This is a genomic window from Flagellimonas cixiensis (assembly GCF_042134615.1).
In the GTDB taxonomy this organism is placed as follows: domain Bacteria; phylum Bacteroidota; class Bacteroidia; order Flavobacteriales; family Flavobacteriaceae; genus Flagellimonas; species Flagellimonas cixiensis.
The window spans coordinates 870055-888785 of sequence record NZ_CP169639.1 but is presented as its reverse complement, the minus strand read 5'-3'; the positions used below and the strand labels follow the sequence as shown (position 1 = coordinate 888785).

The window sequence follows — 18731 nt, the reverse complement described above, 5'->3', positions numbered from 1 at the left end:
ACTATTGACGTAAAAAAAAGGCCTCCAAAATAGGAAGCCTTTCTTCTAGTAGCGGGGACTGGACTCGAACCAGCGACCTTCGGGTTATGAGCCCGACGAGCTACCTACTGCTCTACCCCGCGATGTGGACGGCAAATATACGAACATTTCATAGATCTACACAACAGAAATTATGTTTTGTTTTTTAATGACTGAATATCAAATTCCTAGGCTTAAAATTTCGGGACTGTCCTTGGCATAAAAAATGCCCCGCCAAAAAGTGGTATCGCTTCCATCATATTTCCAGACAACTTGTCCTTCGGGTGTGACTTCCCAAAAACCAAAATCACCCTCACAAATTAAAGTGTTTCCATTAGGGAGTCTGTTTGCTCCACTGATTCTTGGGTGGAAAAGCGTTTCATCGGTAAACTCAAAAATAAGTTCAGGGTCGCCACCAATTGCAGTGGCCCCATCTATAGTGGGCAACTTAAATTCCATGGCACTTGATTGCCCAGCTATTTCATTGTTGTTGAAAACCAACAAGCTTAATTGACCATTGGTATTCACAAAAGTAGGGTGGTGGTTGTAATCAAAAATGGAAGAGGCCGCTGTATCACCAAACACTTTTTGATTACCAAATCGGTACAAGAGGTCACCACCTCTATTAAATTGACCCCCAGTATCTGTTTTGGCTTCTTCGATCGTTGTGCTATGATCAATAAACCAAACTTCACTAAAAAAATTGATACTCAAAACTATAATATCTTGTTCTGGTAGATAGTCCAAGCCATTGGAGTGCATAATATCACCAATTTCCGCAAATTGGTGTTCAATGGAGTTGGCATATCTAATATTGATTTTATTTTTTTCAACGGATGGATCACCAAACGTATCCAAGTTCTCATCAAAATCTTGAACAATGTGCTCCCAACTTCTCCATTCCCAGACAATGGTATCTGTTTCAGGGTCAATTTCAATCAATTTTTCGGTGAAAATGTCTGTTGAATTGTTCAAACCAACAGCGATCGCATCTTCATTAGGAATACGTTCCCAAACCAAAACAAGAACATTTCCGTTCGGTAGCTTGGTCAAATCGTGGTGGGTTATCTCATTGGCTGTGGAGAGTTCATATTCCCATAAAATGGTGCCATCCTTATCAATTTCCCTTATCAAACCTGCTTGTCCTCCAAAAGTTATTTCTGGATTACTCGCTTTAAAAAGGCCCAAGACCGTTCCTTCAGTTGTTATTTCAATATCCTGTCCGAGTACATCATCAAAAACCCAAGTATATACTTTATTTCCAAAATGATCTAAAAGATAGCAGGTGTTTTGTCCGTTTTCAATTGCAAAAATATAACCAGAATCATCAATGAGTTCTTCGTTGAGCACCACTACATTTTCACTAACGGTAGGGGTCGCGCTAAAATTGGCATGAATACTTATTGCCTCGTTAACCTCAAATGAAATGGTGGCCGTGTTCGACACGATATCTCCATCCCAACCATCAAAAGTATATCCTTCCAATGCCGTTGCCGTAACCTCTAAATTTGTTCCTTTTAAAAATTCTCCAGATTCAACATCTGCAGTTCCGCCTTCATCGGTGGTGATTTCTACATTGAAAAAAATAGGGTTTGGCGCATCGTCATTATTGCATGAACTAGCCAAAATGAAAGTAAATAAAGCAATGGTAAGGTTAAGATGTTTTCTCACATTTATTGTATTAGAAGGGGAAAAGATACTTAAAAAAAACCTTGTGATACTAAGATGAAACCCAATTTTAGCCTAGTGATGCCCGTGTATTTTCCCACAGGCACCTTTCGTCTTGAATCAAAATACTTATCTTCGGGACTTTTCAATTTATGGAAGCCGTAAACGATTTTATATCCTCACTTTTACCCTACACCGAGTGGCCAATGTTTCTTCTGCTCATAGGCGGGGGACTGTTTTTAGTACTTTATTCCAAATTTGCCCCTTACCGTTATTTCGGTCATGCCATTGCCATTGTTTCTGGAAAGTACGATGACAAAAATGCGAAGGGAGATGTAACTTCTTTTCAAGCCTTGTCGGCAGCCGTGGCGGCAACAGTTGGACTTGGAAACATTTCTGGAGTGGCCATTGCCATTCATGATGGTGGCCCAGGCGTGGTGTTTTGGATTTGGATGACGGCCCTTTTAGGAATGTGCATCAAATTTTATTCGGGCAGTTTGGCCATTATGTTCCGTGGCACCGATTCCGACGGAAAAATGCAGGGAGGCCCCATGTTCTATATCACCCAAGGAATGGGAAAATGGGCAAAGCCCATGGCTATTTTTTTTAGTATTTGTGGGCTGTTCGGATTCCTTGGAGTGTTCACGGCCAATCAATTTACCGAAGCCTTTATGGGTGTCGTGGAGCCCCACAAAACCTTATTGGTGGCCAGCGAATACAATTGGAAATTGGGAATTGGGTTTGTACTGGCCATTATTACATCTGTGGTAATTTTCGGTGGACTAACTAAGATAGCCAAAGTGGCATCCGCCATAGTTCCTTTTATGGTTGGGGTGTATCTACTAGCCGTGATTTTTGTAATGGCAAGCAATGCAGGGGAAGTGATGCCGGCCTTAAAGATGATTATGGTAGAAGCATGGAATTTTGATACCATGGTCACAGGTGGATTTTGGGGCTTGGTGATTATTGGTGTGCGCCGTGCCATGTTTTCCAACGAAGCTGGTTTGGGTAGTGCCCCTATGTATCACGGTCAATCTAAAAATGATGAACCGACCAAAGAAGGCCTTGTCGCCATGTTAGGCCCTTTTATTGATACTATTTTGGTATGTACGTTTACCGCTGTGGTGATTATTTTAAGCGGGGCTTATCTTGAAGAAGGAAGTGGAATCACCATGACCATGATTGCCTTTGAGAAGACACTTTACGGTATCGGGGATATCCTATTAATGGTAATTGTATCGGCATTTGCACTCTCCACCCTGTTCACATATTCATACTACGGGGTAAAAAGCCTTTCGTTTTTAACCAACCCCAAAATTGGCAAATGGTACAATGTATTTTTTGTGGTGATGATTGTTTTTGCCGCAATTGCATCCTTAAAACTGGTAAAAAACCTCATTGATCTATCTTATGCCCTAATGGTGATACCAAATATGATCGCAGTGTTGTACCTTGCACCCAAAGTTAACGCAGCATCTAAAGCTTATTTTGAAAAACGAAAGCAAAGTGGCACATAAATCAGGTTTTGTAAATATTATTGGCAACCCCAATGTGGGTAAGTCCACTTTGATGAATGCCTTTGTAGGTGAAAAACTTTCCATAATTACCTCCAAGGCACAGACTACCCGACATCGTATTTTGGGAATTGTTAACGGAGACGATTTTCAGGTAATTCTTTCCGATACCCCTGGAATCATAAAACCGGCCTACGAGTTACAATCCTCCATGATGGATTTTGTGAAGTCCGCCTTCGAGGACGCCGATGTGTTGGTCTATATGGTGGAAATTGGGGAAAAGGCCCTCAAGGATGAAGCTTTCTTTAAAAAAATTGAGAACAGTAAAATTCCGGTGTTGTTGTTGCTCAATAAAATTGATACTTCCGATCAAGAAAAATTGGAGGAACAAATGCAGTATTGGCAAAGCCTTCTTCCAAAAGCAGAGATCCATCCCATATCCGCTTTGGAAAATTTTAACGTAAAAGAAGTATTTGCCCGAATTTTGGAGCTTTTACCAGAAGGCCCGGCTTACTATCCCAAAGACCAAATAACGGATAAACCCGAACGCTTTTTTGTGAACGAGACCATCCGTGAAAAAATTCTACTCAACTACAAAAAGGAAATCCCCTATGCCGTAGAGGTAGAAACCGAAGAGTTTTTGGAAGATGAGGAAATAATTCGCATTCGTTCCGTGATCATGGTGGAACGCGATACGCAAAAAGGAATTATAATTGGCCATAAAGGAAGCGCCCTAAAAAAAGTTGGGGTCGAAGCACGAAAAGATTTGGAGAAGTTCTTTGCCAAACAAGTTCACATAGAACTATTCGTAAAAGTCAATAAAAACTGGCGCAGTAATTCCAGACAGCTAAAGCGTTTCGGTTACAATGGTTAATCGGAGACACTTATCTTTTTGAATCCGGAAATCGTATCCCTAAAAAAACTTTTAAGCAATTCCATTTGAGGTTCACCCTTGGATTTTCCTAGCCGACCAAAAGCATAAAGGGCAATCCAAACCACAACCAAAAAAAACATGCCCACCAACCATAGGGTAACATCTTTGTCGAGTGAATAATTGGAGTAGGCAAAAATGCCTAAAATCACAAACAGCGTAGCCACGCCAAAGTGAAGAAACATAAAAAACGTCCACAAAGTAGGGTTGGGGCCAAATACCCCACGAATATTACTTATGCCTTTTTCATAAGAAGAAAGTTCCAAATGTAGTTGAGGTGTCCAGAAATTGGTTTCAGCCTTTTTAAATTTAATAAAGATGTGCTCATCCAGCCTTTTTACCAGGAAATTATCGGCATGAACACCATCAAAAACCTGCTCCAACTCCTCCAATTCACCTTTTAAAGAGATGCGGAAACGCGGTCGTAAAACAATCTCATTGGTCAACTCACTCATAATCTGTTGAAACTGATTGAAAAAGGTATCATTTTTTCTTCATAATAAATGCTACTTTTGCCAAAAATTAATGCTGATGGGAGCTATTGTAGCCATTGTAGGAAGACCCAATGTTGGGAAGTCCACTTTTTTCAACCGTTTAATCCAACGTCGAGAGGCCATTGTGGATGCTGTGAGTGGGGTTACCCGTGATCGGCACTATGGCAAAAGCGATTGGAACGGGAAGGAATTTTCCTTGATTGATACCGGTGGTTACGTCGTGGGGAGCGATGATGTTTTTGAAAAAGAAATAGATAGACAAGTTGAGTTGGCCATTGATGAGGCCGATGCCATCATTTTTATGGTAGATGTCGAATCAGGTGTTACAGGCATGGATGAAGATGTGGCCAAATTGTTGCGTAAGGTGGATAAGCCTGTGTTTTTGGCCGTAAATAAGGTGGACAACGCACAGCGAATGGCCGATGCCGTTGAATTTTATGCCTTGGGGTTGGGCGATTATTTCACCATTTCCAGTATCAACGGAAGCGGTTCTGGAGAGTTGTTGGACGCTTTGGTCAAAGTGCTTCCTGAAACAAAAGAAGAGGAAAGTGAATTGCCGCGTTTTGCTGTGGTTGGAAGACCCAATGCAGGTAAATCATCCTTTATCAATGCCCTAATTGGGGAAGACCGCTATATAGTAACGGATATCGCAGGAACTACACGTGATAGTATCGATACCAAATACAATCGCTTTGGATTTGAGTTCAATTTGGTAGATACGGCTGGTATCCGAAGAAAAGCCAAGGTAAGGGAAGATCTGGAGTTTTATTCAGTAATGCGTTCCGTGCGGGCCATTGAGCATTGCGATGTGTGTATTTTGATGTTGGATGCCACCCGTGGGTTTGATGGACAAGTGCAGAATATATTTTGGTTGGCCCAGCGAAATAACAAAGGCATCGTGATTTTGGTGAATAAATGGGATATGGTGGAGAAAGAGACCAATTCCGTAAAAGAATACACTGCCAAAATAAAAGAAGTAATCTCACCTTTTGAAGATGTGCCGATTCTTTTTATTTCTGTGTTGAACAAACAACGAATATTTAAGGCGATAGAAACCGCTGTTGAGGTGTACAATAACCGTTCAAAAAAGGTAGTTACCAGAAAGCTGAACGATATTATGTTGCCCATTATTGAAAATTACCCACCACCGGCCTACAAGGGTAAATATGTAAAAATCAAGTTTTGCACCCAGTTGCCGACACCTTATCCGCAGTTTGCCTTTTTCTGTAACCTGCCCCAATATGTTCGGGACCCGTACAAACGTTTTCTGGAAAATAAGTTAAGGGAGCATTTTGATTTTACGGGTGTGCCGATTACCGTTTTTATGCGTAAAAAATAACATCAGTTTTCAGAAGCTAATCGCACTTGTACTTTTTGCTGAATACGATTGCCCTCTTGGTCCACAGCCGTTAAGGTGTAATCTCCTGGTTCCACATTCAAGGTGAATTCATGAAAATCTTGGGTTTTGCCCACAAATGTCTCATCCAAATACCAGAACACCATGGCATTGGATTGTTGGTGCGCCAATTGGAGCACAATATCCTTAATAGGTTTGCCCAAATCCTTCGGCAATAAAATGGCCTCACCCTTCTTAGGATATATAAACTCCATAAGTTGAGTATCCATTTGTGAACAATGGTCAAGATAAGGGGGTAATTCCTTGTAATTTGGATTGGAATAGGTATAGTAAAATTCAATGGTGGGAGGAAGCACAAACCAGTTTTTTGCCACCATATCCTCCATGGGATAACAATTACCGTTCACTCGATATTGCTCGTTGGCATCTAAAAATATTTGACGGTGAAAAGGACAGGGATTACTTCGAACTCCTAATGAAGGAACTAGTTCTTTATTGGCGTTATCGCAATATACAGAAGCGCGATATCCACTTTCGGTACAAACATCCACTTCCACGAGGTCATCAAATGGTTCTTGAAACCAACCACTTTGGGGCAGGGCGTCCAAAACATCAAAAAGAATGGGTGCGGAGGCATTTATTCCCGTTAAACCCGGTCTTCCCTCTCCATCTGCATTACCAGCCCAAACACCAATGGCATATTTTGGGGTCACACCAATGGCCCAAGCATCTTTAAAACCAAAACTGGTTCCTGTTTTCCACGCAATGGGTTGAGCAGCATCAAAAAAGTGCCAGTTTTCATCCCCTTCGGGTCGGTTCACCTCGTACATGGATTGAAATGTATCAAAAATAGCACCTGCACCAACTACGGGTGCTTCAAATTGAGAAACGCCAAAAGTTTTTGTTTCTTCCATTAGATAGGTAGGTTGCACAAATTCATTGTTTCGGTAAGTGCTGGAGTTCGAGTTAAAATAATTAAGGGTTGAAGCCATGGCCGCATACGTACTGGTCAGTTCCCATAACGAACTTTCCGCACCACCCAAAATCAAGGAAAGTCCATAAAATGAAGAAGATTTGTTAATCGAATTCAAGTTCATTTTCTGGAGTTTGTGGTAAAACTTTTCCAGACCATATTCGCGAAGCAATCGAACTGCGGGAACATTCAATGAACGGGAAAGTGCCCTGCTGGCAGGAACAGCGCCCGCATATTTTCTGTCAAAATTTTGGGGATTGTATCCGTTGATTACAGTCGGAACGTCTTCCACCAAAGTTTGGGGCAACAGTTGACCTTCATTTAAAATGGAGGCGAATAGCATCGGTTTTAAAGTACTGCCCGTGCTTCTGTTTTTGGTGATGATGTCCACAAAACTGCCATGATCCAAGCCAGAAGGTGAGTTGCCAACATAGCCCAATACTTTTCGTGATTCCACATCGAGGACCAAAATGGCCAAGTTGTTTATTTCGTTGTTTTTGAGTTGATGATAATGTCTTTCCGAAATAAGATTCAATTGTTGTTGTAGCGGTCTGTCAATGGAAGTTTTTATGCGTTTTCCATGGTGCTCTTTTCGAATGCGTTCCGTTAAATGTGGAGCAACATCTGGCAAGGGCAGGGGTTTTTCAGGAAGCGGTTCGGCAATGGCCAATTCAAGGGTAGTTTGGTCAATCACCTTCTTTTCTTTGAGTTTTTCCAATAACCGATTGCGTTTTTGAATGAAAATTTCCTCGTTCCTTCCGGGAAAAATAAGAGACGGGGCATTCGGCAATACGGCCAAGGCTGCACTTTGTCCCCAGCTAAGCTCGTGGGCGGGAATTCCAAAATAACGCCATGCTGCGGTTTCCAAACCTACCACATTGCCGCCATAAGGGGTATACGAAGCATATAACTTTAAAATCTCTTCCTTTGATAATCGAAATTCCAATCGGGTCGCTTTGAAAATTTCCACGCATTTTTCCCAATAGGTTCTTTTTTGATTTTTACGACTTAACCGAATCACCTGTTGGGTAATGGTACTTCCTCCTCTTCGGGTGTCTTTGGTGAGATTATGACCAATGGCCTTGACAATTGAAATGGGGTTGAACCCAGGATGACTGTAAAAATATTCATCCTCAAAGAGTAAAACGCTTTGTTTGAATTTTTCAGGAACCGAATCCATTTTAGGAAAACGCCATTGCCCATCGTCTGCAATTCGTGCACCAATCAATGATCCATCTGCACTGTTGACAACGGTAGAGGTAGGTGTGCTGAACAATTGTTTGGGCAAGCAAAACCACCAAAGCAAAACCAAAAGTCCAAAGGCTGCCAGTTTAAACTTGTGTTTTTTGATTTGTTTTTGCTTAATCAGCGACTCCCAACCCTTCATGAACTTTACATCATTGAACCACTTTAATCCATTGTCCTTTGTTCCTAGCGATATAATTGCTATCGTACATAGCTTCTACTTGAGTACCTGGCAAGTAATATTCCCCAATAAATGATGCGTTAAGCTTGATGGTGAATGTTTTGGACTTTTTAGCATCTAGGTCAAAATACAGATTTGTTCTATCATCACGGGTATCCACATAATCGGCCTGTGAATTTGTTGCAGTATTACTGGCATAAGAGATGTACACAATTTCCCAACCACTGGGAACAATGTGGGTAAGGGCTAAATTTTCCACGTAATCATTCGAACTATTAAAAACGGTAATTCTAGCCTCAATTTCAGTGCCTTGTCTTAACTCATCAATATCCAAAGCGTTGCCAAGCGCATCGACATAACCTACGGACAGGTTTATATTGTTCTGTTGTGGCAATTCTTCACCCACGGGTAGTTTTCCCGATTGTGAAAGCGTTACATACACCACATTATTTGATGCATTATTTACTTTGATTTCTTCCTTAAAAGAAGCTATTGTCAATGCTCTTTGCGCAATGGCCTTATCAGTTTGAATCGAAATTTCCTTGCTGTTATTCGTAAATGTAACATTGAGCGATTTACCTCCATTCTTAATCACCATTTTTGAAAGGGAGAGTAGGGCAAATGATGTTTCTTGGGTGCTGTACCAGTGCTGTGACGACAGATTTTTGGCTAAAGATTCTGCCAATTCCCGTTGTTTGCTATCGCCTAAAATGGTCATAGTTTCCAGTGCCATGGCTCTATTTCGGAATACAGAACCATAGGTTCTATAATTGTAACTGTTCGTGGTGAAATTAATATTGGCCTTACTCGCAATCTCCCGAGCCACTTCACTTTTTCCTGACAAGGCATAGGCGGCGGCCAAACGCCATTTAGCTTCGTTACTTAAATTATTGCTTTCGCGAAGACGGTTCATGGCCGCAAGCGCTGGTTGTTGGGCCAATGCCAAGGTGTACAATCGGTAAGCCTGCGAAACATCATCGTTGTATCTTGTACTCTGGTTGCTCCATTGCTCGGCTTTGTTTTTTTGATAGCGCAACCAATTGCTCAAGAAGGTTAAGGGGAGTTGAAACCCTTTTTGTTTGGCTTCTAGCATAAAATGTCCGGCATAGGAAGTGCCCCAATCATCAGCTTGAATAAATCCGGGCCAATAGCTTAATCCACCACTTGGTAATTGGAAATCCCCCAATTTTCTAATGGCTGCTTTTATATTTTTTTCAGCCTCTTGTTTCTTTTCAAAGGTGATGTCCAATACATCGGCCAAGAATAACTGTGGGAAGACTGCCGAAGTGGTCTGCTCCACACATCCATGTGGATAACGCATCACATAATCCAGTCTTTTGGAAAAATCCATTGGGGGCAAGGTTGAGAATTCTAGGGAGGCTTCGTTGGTGCCAGAAGTGCCAAAAGTTTCTATTGCGAAAGTGGTCGAGGTATTGCCCTCCAAGGTATAGCTTGTACTTTTTGAAGTGATTGGATTTGGATTTTCCACATCAATCTCGGTCTCGCTGCTGGCCCTTTCGCCTGCACCTGAAGCCGTAACTTTTATGGTTTGGAAAGCTGTGGCTGGGTTGACTTTAAAGTCAAAGTTTACGATTTGCTCCCCTACAGAATTAAACGTAATGTTCTTGGATGTTGGCCCTATGGGCTCTAAAGCATTTCCTGCATCAACAGTAACCTTTACGTTTTTTACCTTGGATTCCATGGCAAAAACGGTCACGGGAACGGTCACTTTTTCTCCCGGGGATAGTTTTCTGGGTAGCGATGTTAAAACCATAAGGGGTTTACGCACTGGGGTGGCCTTTTCTACATTCCCGTAAGCACTGTTTGCGTTTCCAGCAATTACCATGGTGCGCACAGAACCCACATAATTGGGCATTTGGATGGTATGCGTGGCTTTTTCGCCTGCTTTTAAGGTAAAGGGCCCCAAATAGGTCACTACGGGCTTAAACCGTTGTGCTTTTCTGTTTTTGGCGCCCGCGCCGATGCCTCCGCCACCAATAGCGTAAATATTGTCCACGCTCACCGAATAGGCACCCATCACATCATCAAAAATATCGAAGGTATTAACCCCCAAGGATTGTCTTGCATAAAATGAGGAATGGATGTCAGGGGTTTGAAAACGTGTCAAATCCAATAGGCCTTCATCAACAACTGCCAAAGTATAGGTCATTGGTTTGTTATTGGCTTCGGACACTACTGCCTTAAAGGATGTTTCAGGGGCCAAAACTTCTGGCATTTCAATTAGTGGCTTCAAAAAGGTGGCTGGATTTTCAACCATTAAAGGCACTACACCATATAATCGAATGGGCAAATCATTGGCGACTTGTCCGTGAGGTTGTAAAAGTGAAATATTGATATAGGCATTTGGAGCCATTTCCTCCGTAATTGGAATGCTGGCCTTCGTTTCGTTTTCAGAGGTCTCCACCCATTGTTGGGAGAGTACCTCTGTGCCATTTTCAATACTGATAAGCGCTCTTCCACCTCGATTGGATGGGAAGGTAATTTGCGCTTGTTCACCCAATTGGTAGCTCTCTTTGTCCGCGGCAAAAATCAATATTTTTGAACTTTCGGTATCTCCAGATGCAGGTCTACGCCACCAATTTCTATAAAAATAAGCTGTTCTTCCTGTGGCATGCCCAGACTCTTCATCCAACACCCGAATCAAAAATCGCCCGCCGTCCTCATCAGGAATGTTTAGGTCAAAATTCGCCCTGCCATTGGCCGCCGTGGTGATATCCATTTCTTTGAACGGGCGGTGCACCGTGGCATTTTCATATCGGGAAAGGTTATCGTACCCTCGGTTCCACCACCAACGCCATTCAATTTTGAATATTTGGACCTTTAGTTTTCTATTGCCTGATGGATTTCCTTCGGTATCCACAGAAACCACTTCAAAAATGTTGTTTTCGTCTGTTAAAAAAGAACCGTACCGTTTGGGTTCGGGGGAGCGTAGTCCGACAAAATGGGAAAAAGGCGCCAAATTTTTGGAGAAGACATCGATGGAGAAATCTCCGCCGCCTTCGAACACTTTTGTGGTAAAAGTTGCTTGAAGCATACCTGGTGCATTCCCGTTTACATCTAATTTATTGTTGATGTCCAACTCACCTTCGTTGTTCAATGTGGAAGAGAGCCACTGTAACTCGGTGGGGTTGAATTGCCGAACAGGATCTTGAAAAATATAATTTTTAAACTTCGGAAATGCGGTGTTCGTTTGACTTAAAGTGGTATTGATGTCAATTTTAAGGTTACGTGCAGGGGCACCATGCAACCATTTTACAATGGCTTTGCCAGAATTGTTGGTATTCGCCTTTAAAACATCATCCTTAAAAGAAAAATCTACTTTTAAGCGATTGGGCTTTACCGTGGCAATCTTTAACCCTTTTTGAAATTGGGCACCACCCACAATTACTTTCGCGATCCATGAGCCAGTCGGGGCATTTTCAGTCGTTGGAATAGGGAAATAATAAAAGTTGTCTTCTTTTTTGGCAAAGAGTCCACCAGAAATGGGAACAGGCTCATCTTTGATTACATTACGCTGCACTAATTTTCCTCGTGCATCACTAACTTCCAATGTTACGGGGTGTCCTTTTGGCAAGGGATTGGCGGTATCATCCAAAACAAAGGTGAGGTGAACCACATCGCCCGGACGATGTACGCCACGTTCCGTATAAAGAAATCCTTGAAGTCCACGCTGAAGTTCTTCTCCAGCTACATCAAACTTGCTCAACGATAGCGCATTACCATCCGTAAGTTTGGCATAAGCGTAATTCTGATTTTTTTCCGCTACGGCAAAAGCTATGCTTTTATCACTGTCAAAAACGGCAAGACCAGTGGCATCGGTGGTAACTTCACCCAAAAGTTGTTGCTGGTAATTGTATAGTTTGATTTTGGTCCCTGCTTCGGGTTGGGTGGTCAATATATTCGTGGCCGCGAAATGATAGGATTTGTTTCTTCCCTTTTTTACGATCAAACCAAGGTCACTACCCAATAAATTGGTAGCTGCGATACGCTGGTAATTGTAATAGGCTTGATGACAAGGGTTGTCCTGTTCTTCCCAATTGTAATCGTAATTTCTCCAATCATAGATTTCATTGTCCCAATAGCGCTCTTCGTTCGCTTCCTCGGTGGAATTGCTTTCTCTTGCTGCAAGGGCCAAATCCGAATTGTCATTGCCTCCACAATCATAGGTGGAGTGTTCTTTCTTAAAACTGAATTCAACACGGTACAGCGAACCTGGCTGTACTTTTATCAATTCAGAGAGGTCCAAGGCATGGGCTTTCCAATAACTGGTATTGTTTTCCCCATTTTCGGTTAATGGGATGACTTTATGTGCCACTCTTCGACCTACAGGTCTGAAATCGGGATAATAATTTTCAGTTAGATCATAATTTTGAAGGTATTGGAGCATATTGTCCTCAAACACCTGAATCACCCTTACCTCGACAGCAGATAGGTTGACCGTTTCAAAATAAATGGGAGTCGATGCAGCGTTGGGCAAAATGGTTCCTTTGGAAATAAGTCGAACCGCTGGTTTTATCTGTTCGAATGAAACCAGTTCCGAAAAGGTATTTTTTAAGGTGAAACCATATTCGCTTTTAATGCCCTCGAACGCATTGACTCGGACTTCTCCTAAAATTCGGTTGGAAGGATAAACTTTTAATACGTTACCATCAATTTCATATCGCAAACTTTCCGCACCCTCCACCGTGACCAATCCATTTAGGTTTTGGTTGGGCAATAGAGGTTCTGAAAAGTTGAGGGTCAACACCGCATTGGCTCCAGAGGAGGTCTTGGCGTCCACAATCACAAATTTGTTCAAGCCGGGAATCGGATAGGACTCGGTTCCTTCGTTATCAATATCCAATGGTTTGCCACTCCATGAAATTTGAATCTCACTGTCATCTTTTTTTCGAGAGATGCTATCGATTTTAAAACTAAAGTACTGTGCATTGTCGGTAAGGTTGTCCCATTTCATAGGAAGGTCTTTTCCGTCTTGCGTCACTTCTATAACATCTTCCATTTTAGATCCATCCAAAATATCGGCGGCATTCAAGGTGCCTGTGACGTATTGCCATTCGCGGCTATAGGATTGCAAATTGCCGAGATTGATCTTAAAATTGGGTGCAATGGTCTTAAAACTGAAAGTGTAGGTGTTGAACTCCTTTTCAATATTTTCAAAAAGAGGCTCCAAGGCTAGTGTAACTGAATATTCAGTGTTAGGTTTTAGGTATTCAGTGGGCTGAAATATAATTTCCCTACCATTTTCGATAAGAAGTTGCCCATCTACTTTGGGAGAAATTTTCAGGTATTCCGATGGGAGCTCTTGGGTGACTTCGTATTGTGCCAATTGTTGCGCCAAAGCAATGGTAATTGGGGTCGATATACTTTGGTTGCCGCGGGTGTGGAAACTTATATAATCTTTAAACTTAAAAAGATTATCGGTTTCGGCGGAAGTATCTTTCTTTTTACAGGAAACAACAAAAACGAACAGAAGTGCAAAGAGCAATTTTAAAGAGCGGGACATTCGAAAAGGGTATTTATTTAACCAAAAGTTTAGCCTTAAGCAATATAATTAAAATTGACCTTAAAATATTTTTAAAATTGATGAATGATACTTTTGAATTGACGAATTATCCTTAAAAAAGCAATGCGATATTCAAAATATATTGTGCTTTTTTTGAAGAATCTTGATTTTTCATGAATTTTTTCTAAAAGTTTCGTTAAAAATTGTGTGGGCATTTTTTCAAACTAATATTTTAGTTCGTGAAACAACAACAATCAAAAAACTAATCAACCTTTGAAAAGATTACACACTAACCTCGTATTCCTATTTTTCCTTTTTTGTATTTCATCTACTTTTGGTCAAGAATTTATGATCAAAGGAAAAATTGTGGATGCCGTAACGGGAAACCCTCTTGAAGCGGCCACTATTTATGCGGAAACCCTGCGCGACAGCTCTTTGATTACGTATACAATTACCAATGCCAATGGGATTTTTGCCCTTGAGGGCAAAACAGCCTACAAAAGAGCGCGAATTGCTTTTTCTTCCAATGGTTATAAATCCCAATCCATGGAAGTGGAACTTAAGCCAACGGTGGAACTTGCTACCATTCAATTGGATGAACAGGTTCAGCAATTGGATGGCATTGATTTGGTAGGCGAACGTGTTCCCATCACCATTAAAAAAGACACGCTGGAATTTAATTCTGATTCATTTAAAACACGACCGGATGCCACAGTGGAGGATGTACTAAAAAAACTTCCTGGAGTGGAAGTGGCCAGCGATGGAACCATTACCGTAAACGGAAAGGAAGTAAATCAGGTCTTGGTGAACGGCCAGGTATTTTTTAGCACCGACCCCAAAGTCGCCACAAAATCACTTTCCAAAGATGTGATCAGTAAAATTCAGATAACCGATACCAAAACAAAAGAGCAGGAATTTACCGGACAAGAAGGAGATGGGGAAACAAAGACCATCAACTTAATGTTGAAAGAGGACAAGAACAAGGGGTTTATGGGCCGTTTGTCTGGGGGTTACGGAACCGATGACCGCTACCAGGCCAATGGATTGCTCAATTATTTTAACGATACCAAACGGGTCAGTGTTTTGGGGAGTTCCAACAACATTAACAACCCAGGATTTTCATTTGATGAGATTTATGAAATGGTCGGAAACTCACGTGGCGGAATAGGATTTAATAGAAATGGAGGGTTTTCCATTGGAGATGTTTCTTTTGGTTTTGGACAGGGAATCACCACATCCTCAACTTTGGGAGCTAGTTTTGCCGATCAAGAGAAAGGGAAGTATCGTATAGACGGCAACTATTTTTTCTCCTACAGTGATTCATACAACGATGAAAAAATAGCCCGAGAGAATATTTTGCCCGACGGCAGTTTTTTTACGGATACTGAAACCAACTTTTTAGGAAATACCAATTCTAACCAAGGAGCGCTTAATTTAGAGTTTGATGTGGACAAAACCACCCGAATTACGGTGCAACCCAATATTAGCGTAACCAATACCAATTCTACCAATGCCGAGAATACCGTATCTACAGATGATGAAGGTAATTTAATAAACAGCAATACTTCTTTGACCACTACCGATGGGAACCAGCGAAATTTTAGAAACCGACTGGAAATAATGAAGAAATTGGATACGCTGGGAACCTATGTTCGTGCGTACTTTAACAACAATAATCGAGTAAACGAGTCTGAGGGTTTTGTAAATTCACAAAGAAATATATTTGGGGACAACCCAAGCGAACAAGAATTGGATCAGAGAACCTTGATCGATAATTCCAACGATTCTTATGAATTGGGGGCGGCATACCGTCATTTTTTCAATAAGCAATTCTATTTGGATGTTCGGTATGAATATGAGAACACCAAACAACAGAACGAGCGTTCCGTTTCTGTTTTTGATGAGACCTTGGGTGAATATGTTTACAATTCGAGCTTAAGTTCCGATTTTAATTTTACGGTAGACAAGCATGCGCCTGAATTGAGAATTGGTTCTAATGGAAAAAAATTACGTTTCAACGTAAGGGCCCGACTTGAGAATAATAGTTTGGATAATGAAGATTTTGTACAATCCACTACATTTTCCAACAAATACAACAATATTTTATTTGGGTCTTTCATCAACTACCAAATGGGCAACAGTAAAAGGTTGAGTTTAAATTATAATTCAAATTTAAATGTACCTTCCGTGACCCAATTGCAACCGGTTCCCAACATTAGCAATCCATTGAACATCATCGTGGGTAATCCTAACCTAGATCCAGAGATTAGTCACAATATTTACTTGAATTTTAATAATTACAATTGGAAAGATCGTACGGGAATCTTTGTTTATTCGGGCATCAATATAGAGGAAGATCAAGTCGTTTCCATTACCACAACCGATGAAGACTTTATTAGGACCACCACCTACCAAAATGTGAAAGGTAATTATAGGGGATGGATGGGCGTTAACTACTCCAAACAAATAAAAAAGGATAGTGTTTATACATTGAAATTCACCATTAGCCCTAATGTAAATACGAACAGGCAAGTTGGATTTACCAATGGAAGTAGGTTGGAGGCCAAAACCTGGAGCTTTAACCCAAGGGTAGGTCTATTGTTCAATTATAAAGAAATGCTGGAGATTGAACCCGAATATAGAGTTGGATTTAACTCCACCCGATATAATTTGGAAACTGTGGAAGATGTAGATTTCACCACTCATAACCTCTCCTTTAAAATGACGACTTTTTGGCCAGAAAACCTTGTTTTTGGAAACGATATCACCTACAGTTACAACGGGAATTTAGGGGATGGGTTTGATAAGGATGCCATATTCTGGAACATGAGTTTGGGAGTCCAGTTGTTTAATAAGAGGGCTACGCTTAAAGTGTTGGCCTACGATTTGCTCAATCAGAACATCAACACCCGAAGAACCACAGGTCAGGATTTTATACAAGATTTTCAGGGTACCGCGCTCAAAAGATATTTTATGGGTAGTTTGACCATTAAATTCGATTCCTTTGGTGGAAAAGGTGCACCAAACCAACGAGGTGGAGGACCAAGATATATAAGGTTCTAATTAAGATTTGGGATATAAACTGTATTTAAAACAGGAAGAGGGGAAGGCTCTATCAAGTCAAAGGAGTAGTTGTCAATCTCATATGCCTCTAAGATGGTATAAGGACCGCAACATTCCCCACCTTCCGAGAAACTCGTTTCAAAATTTATGGTGAAAGAATCTCCTTCTTCAAAATTTATGGTAAAATGCTTTGGCCCAAAAGTATTGGTGGCAACAGGAATCGCTAAATAAATTCCCATATCAGGATAGGTTTCGACTGTAAAGCTTATTTCGTCGTTTTGCTCATTGACAATGGTCATCAAATTTGTGTCGATATCTCCATTTTCAATGAGGTCAACTTCTTTGTCTGGACTTGAAAATTTCAGATAAATGGTGTTGTCGGCTGCGGCACAAAGTACTGCGGCACAATCAATCGTTTTTCCATTATCGTCCGAATTACAAGAAAGTAGAATTAGTAGTGCGTAGCAGATCGCACAGAGTTTTCTGGTCATAGCAATGGTGTTTTAAAGGTAGATGTAAAAACAACTTTGAAGTTGCTTTTTTCAAAAGTAGAATTACCAACCCCCAGAAGCACCACCGCCTCCAAAACCGCCTCCACCGAAGCCACCACTAAAGCCTCCACCACCGAAACTTCCACCGCCGAATCCACCCGAAGAACCAGAGCTGCGGCCCATATTGCTCAAGATGATCATGTCCCAAATATCGAGTCCGCCACCTCTACGGCCGCCACGACCACCACGACCACCCTTGTTTTTGCGGCTCCACAAAATAATCATGATCACCACAAAAACTATAAAAGGGAAAATTGCCTCAAAAGGAAAGCCTTTTCCATCACCAAAGGTGCGCTCTTCAGTAAATTCTCCGTTCAAAACCTTAAAAATGGCATCGGCACCGGCATCCAATCCTCCATAATAATCCCCACGTTTAAATTCTGGGATAATGACCGATTCAATAATTCGTTTGGACATCAAATCAGTTAAAGAACCTTCTACGCCGTAACCTGTGTTAATGGCAATTCTTCTATCGTCCCTTGCCAAAAGCACAAGGACACCATTGTCTTTATTGTCTTGTCCAATACCCCATTTTTGACCCCATTGTGCTCCTAAAAAATTGATATTTTCACCTTGGGTAGAACTGATAATGGTCACCACAATCTGGGTGGATGTACTGTCGGAATAGCGTATAAGTTTTTGTTCCAGCGCCCGACTTTGTGCACTGGTAAGCAAGTCCACATAATCATAAACACTAGTTTGTTTGGTCGGTTTATCGGGTATGGTAAACTGCCCCCAGCTAAGGGAAACACATAAAAATGCGAGTAAAAAACTAACCTTTGGAAATGGCATTGTTCAATTCGTTGGTGTCGTTGTGGTCCCATGGAAAATGGGCTTCCAATTCTTTTCCGGCGGTTTGAATGCCTTCAACAATCCCTTGTTTAAAGTGTCCTTTCTTAAAATGGGATTGCATAACGTCTTTGGTAGTGTCCCAAAACCCTTTGGGCACAACACGGTCAATGCCAGCATCTCCGTAGATTACAAATTTATGGTCGTCCACGGCCACGTAAATGAGTACTCCATTACCTTCTTTGGTGTTGTCCATTTTTAGGAAATGGAAAATTTGTTGCGCCCTACTAAAATGGTCTATTTTCGCAGAGGCCTCGATATGCACCCTAATTTCACCGGAGGTGTTTTTTTCGGCCTCAACAATGGCATTGATAATTTCCTTCTCTTCCTCGGCAGTTAAAAATTCCTCTACGTGGGACATCA

Annotated in this window: 11 protein-coding genes and 1 tRNA gene; 4 read left to right on the top strand and 8 right to left on the bottom strand. The window is 41.4% G+C overall.

Going from position 1 to position 18731, the window contains the following annotated elements; genetic code table 11:
* Window positions 1-49: 49 nt before the first annotated feature.
* Together ABT310_RS03985 and ABT310_RS03980 are read right to left on the bottom strand one after the other, a co-directional pair.
* A tRNA-Met gene (locus tag ABT310_RS03985) sits at window positions 50-122 on the bottom strand.
* 76 nt (window positions 123-198) lie between these two features.
* On the bottom strand, window positions 199-1689 hold the full coding sequence (locus ABT310_RS03980; protein ID WP_375325453.1) for an aryl-sulfate sulfotransferase: 1491 nt from the start codon (window positions 1687-1689) through the stop codon (window positions 199-201).
* Between the two features lie 149 nt (window positions 1690-1838).
* Between ABT310_RS03980 and ABT310_RS03975 the strand changes: the two genes are divergently transcribed.
* Both ABT310_RS03975 and era read left to right on the top strand, forming a co-directional pair.
* Window positions 1839-3203: an alanine/glycine:cation symporter family protein gene (locus ABT310_RS03975; RefSeq protein WP_375325452.1), complete on the top strand. Its 1365-nt coding sequence runs from the start codon at window positions 1839-1841 to the stop codon at window positions 3201-3203.
* Complete coding sequence (era, locus tag ABT310_RS03970; RefSeq protein WP_375325451.1) at window positions 3193-4074, top strand: GTPase Era; 882 nt, start codon at window positions 3193-3195, stop codon at window positions 4072-4074. The genes ABT310_RS03975 and era overlap by 11 nt, the downstream gene beginning before the upstream one ends.
* Here era and ABT310_RS03965 read toward each other — a convergent pair.
* Entirely contained in the window at window positions 4071-4586 is a 516-nt protein-coding gene (locus tag ABT310_RS03965) for a GTP-binding protein (protein WP_375325450.1), read from the bottom strand. The genes era and ABT310_RS03965 overlap by 4 nt on opposite strands.
* 76 nt (window positions 4587-4662) lie before the next feature.
* Here ABT310_RS03965 and der point away from each other — a divergent pair, with 76 nt between their 5' ends.
* A complete protein-coding gene (gene der / locus ABT310_RS03960) occupies window positions 4663-5964 on the top strand; it encodes a ribosome biogenesis GTPase Der (RefSeq protein ID WP_375325449.1) in 1302 nt (433 codons plus the stop codon).
* A 2-nt stretch (window positions 5965-5966) separates the two neighbouring features.
* Here der and pbpC read toward each other — a convergent pair whose 3' ends face one another.
* Complete coding sequence (pbpC, locus tag ABT310_RS03955) at window positions 5967-8342, bottom strand: penicillin-binding protein 1C (protein ID WP_375325448.1); 2376 nt, start codon at window positions 8340-8342, stop codon at window positions 5967-5969.
* A 10-nt stretch (window positions 8343-8352) separates the two neighbouring features.
* Window positions 8353-13905 carry an alpha-2-macroglobulin gene (locus ABT310_RS03950; protein WP_375325447.1) on the bottom strand — a complete coding sequence of 1851 codons (5553 nt, stop codon included), beginning with the start codon at window positions 13903-13905 and terminating at the stop codon, window positions 8353-8355.
* A 348-nt stretch (window positions 13906-14253) separates the two neighbouring features.
* Between ABT310_RS03950 and ABT310_RS03945 the strand changes: the two genes are divergently transcribed.
* Window positions 14254-16968: an outer membrane beta-barrel protein gene (locus tag ABT310_RS03945; RefSeq protein WP_375325446.1), complete on the top strand. Its 2715-nt coding sequence runs from the start codon at window positions 14254-14256 to the stop codon at window positions 16966-16968.
* Here the strand turns inward: ABT310_RS03945 and ABT310_RS03940 are convergent.
* The 3 genes from ABT310_RS03940 to ABT310_RS03930 all read right to left on the bottom strand — a co-directional run bounded on the left by ABT310_RS03940 (window position 16965) and on the right by ABT310_RS03930 (window position 18729).
* Window positions 16965-17459 (bottom strand): hypothetical protein, encoded by a 495-nt coding sequence (locus ABT310_RS03940; protein ID WP_375325445.1) that lies wholly within the window; start codon window positions 17457-17459, stop codon window positions 16965-16967. The genes ABT310_RS03945 and ABT310_RS03940 overlap by 4 nt on opposite strands.
* Before the next feature lie 63 nt (window positions 17460-17522).
* Window positions 17523-18311, bottom strand: coding sequence for a TPM domain-containing protein (locus ABT310_RS03935; RefSeq protein WP_375325444.1), 789 nt, complete (start codon window positions 18309-18311; stop codon window positions 17523-17525).
* Complete coding sequence (locus ABT310_RS03930) at window positions 18292-18729, bottom strand: TPM domain-containing protein (RefSeq protein WP_375326146.1); 438 nt, start codon at window positions 18727-18729, stop codon at window positions 18292-18294. The genes ABT310_RS03935 and ABT310_RS03930 overlap by 20 nt, the downstream gene beginning before the upstream one ends.
* Window positions 18730-18731: the final 2 nt, after the last annotated feature.

What these genes read in the sequence shown, in the direction of transcription:
- ABT310_RS03975 (WP_375325452.1), top strand. Translation starts at nt 1,839, where the DNA reads ATGGAAGCCGTAAACGATTTTATATCCTCACTTTTACCCTACACCGAG.
- ABT310_RS03965 (WP_375325450.1), bottom strand. Translation starts at nt 4,586, where the DNA reads ATGAGTGAGTTGACCAATGAGATTGTTTTACGACCGCGTTTCCGCATC.
- der (WP_375325449.1), top strand. Translation starts at nt 4,663, where the DNA reads ATGGGAGCTATTGTAGCCATTGTAGGAAGACCCAATGTTGGGAAGTCC.
- pbpC (WP_375325448.1), bottom strand. Translation starts at nt 8,342, where the DNA reads ATGAAGGGTTGGGAGTCGCTGATTAAGCAAAAACAAATCAAAAAACAC.
- ABT310_RS03950 (WP_375325447.1), bottom strand. Translation starts at nt 13,905, where the DNA reads ATGTCCCGCTCTTTAAAATTGCTCTTTGCACTTCTGTTCGTTTTTGTT.
- ABT310_RS03945 (WP_375325446.1), top strand. Translation starts at nt 14,254, where the DNA reads ATGATCAAAGGAAAAATTGTGGATGCCGTAACGGGAAACCCTCTTGAA.
- ABT310_RS03940 (WP_375325445.1), bottom strand. Translation starts at nt 17,459, where the DNA reads ATGACCAGAAAACTCTGTGCGATCTGCTACGCACTACTAATTCTACTT.
- ABT310_RS03935 (WP_375325444.1), bottom strand. Translation starts at nt 18,311, where the DNA reads ATGCCATTTCCAAAGGTTAGTTTTTTACTCGCATTTTTATGTGTTTCC.
- ABT310_RS03930 (WP_375326146.1), bottom strand. Translation starts at nt 18,729, where the DNA reads ATGTCCCACGTAGAGGAATTTTTAACTGCCGAGGAAGAGAAGGAAATT.